2 protein-coding genes are annotated in these 1,831 nt (G+C 68.2%); both read right to left on the bottom strand.

Annotated features, from left to right (window positions below):
• Positions 1-881, bottom strand: an 881-nt coding sequence (sucD, locus tag METY_RS20715; RefSeq protein ID WP_103123282.1) for a succinate--CoA ligase subunit alpha, incomplete at its 3' end; no start/stop codon positions are given.
• Between the two features lie 3 nt (positions 882-884).
• Positions 885-1,831: ADP-forming succinate--CoA ligase subunit beta (gene sucC, locus METY_RS20710; RefSeq protein WP_103123281.1), on the bottom strand; the 947-nt coding region annotated here is incomplete at its 5' end.

Genomic DNA, 1,831 nt, shown 5'->3' with positions numbered 1-1,831 from the left:
CCCCTCAGCAGTTCCACGAGCGTTTTTCCGAGCCGTGCGGGGCTTGGGGAGACGCGGACGCCGGCGGCTTCCATGGCGGCGATCTTGTCGTCCGCGCCGCCCTTGCCGCCCGAGATGATCGCGCCCGCATGACCCATCCGACGGCCCGGAGGCGCCGTGCGGCCGGCGATGAAGCCGACGGTCGGCTTCGAGCGTCCGCGCTTCGCCTCGTCCGCCAGGAACTGCGCCGCGTCCTCCTCCGCCGAGCCGCCAATCTCGCCGATCATCACGATCTGCTCGGTCTTCGGATCGGCCAGAAACATCTCCAGCATGTCGATGAACTCGGTCCCCTTCACAGGGTCGCCGCCGATGCCCACCGCCGTGGTCTGGCCAAGGCCCTCCCGCGTCGTCTGGAACACCGCCTCATAGGTCAGCGTCCCCGAGCGCGACACCACGCCCACGGTGCCGCGCGAGAAGATGTTGCCCGGCATGATGCCGATCTTGCTCTCCCCCGCCGTCACCACGCCCGGGCAGTTCGGCCCGATCAGCCGCGTCTTCGAGCCCTCGAGCGCCCGCTTCACCCGCACCATGTCGAGCACCGGCACGCCCTCGGTGATGCACACCACAAGCGGGATCTCCGCCGCGATCGCCTCGAGGATCGCGTCCGCCGCACCCGCCGGCGGCACGTAGACCACCGACGCGTCGGCGCCCGTCGCCTCGCGGGCCTCCCGCACCGTGTCGAACACCGGCAGGTTCAGGTGCGTCTGCCCGCCCTTCCCCGGCGCCACGCCGCCGACCATCTTGGTCCCGTAGGCGATCGCCTGCTCCGAGTGGAACGTGCCGTTCTTGCCGGTGAAGCCCTGGCAGATGACTTTGGTGGTCGCGTCGATCAGGATCGACATGGCTCAGGCCCCCTTCTTCACGGCGGCCACGATCTTCTGCGCGGCGTCGTCCAGGTCGTCCGCCGGCAGCACGTTCAGCCCGCTCTCGGCGATGATTCGCTTGCCTTCCTCGACGTTCGTGCCCTCGAGCCGAACGACCAGCGGGACCTGAAGCCCCACCGCCTTCACCGCCGCGATCACGCCGCGCGCGATCACGTCGCACTTCATGATCCCGCCGAAGATGTTGACGAGGATCCCCTTCACCTGCGGGTCCGCGGTGATGATCTTGAACGCCGCCGTCACCTTCTCCTCCGTCGCGCCGCCGCCGACGTCCAGGAAGTTGGCCGGCTCCTCGCCGTAGAGCTTGATGATGTCGAGCGTCGCCATCGCCAGACCCGCCCCGTTCACCATGCAGCCGATGGTGCCGTCGAGCGCGATGTAGGCGAGGTCGTGCTTCGAGGCCTCGATCTCCTTCTCGTCCTCCTCCGTCAGGTCGCGCAGCTCGGCGAGCTCCGGATGACGGTAGAGCGCGTTCGAATCGAACGTCACCTTGGCGTCGAGGCAGCGCAGCTTGCCGTCCTTGGTCACGATCAGCGGGTTGACCTCGAGCATCGCCATGTCGGTCGCGACGAAGGCCGCATAGAGCTTCTCGACCAGCGAGCCCGCCTGCTTGGCGAGGTCCCCGGACAGCCCGAGCGCCTTCGCGACGGTGCGCCCATGGTGCGGCTGCACCCCCGTCGCCGGGTCCACCGTGACGGTGTGGATCTTCTCAGGGTGGTCGTGCGCCACCTCCTCGATGTCCATCCCGCCCTCGGTCGACACCACGAAGGCCACATGCCCCGTCGTCCGGTCCACCAGCGCCGAGAGGTAGAACTCCTTCTCGATCAGCGAACCCTCCTCGACATACAGGCGGTTCACCTGCTTGCCAGACGGACCCGTCTGCTTCGTCACCAACGTCCGACCAAGCATCT

The organism is Methylopila sp. Yamaguchi (assembly GCF_002897035.1).
Lineage (GTDB): Bacteria > Pseudomonadota > Alphaproteobacteria > Rhizobiales > Methylopilaceae > Methylopila.
The sequence above is the reverse complement of the archived record's forward strand: the minus strand, read 5'-3'. Positions and strand labels throughout refer to the sequence as shown.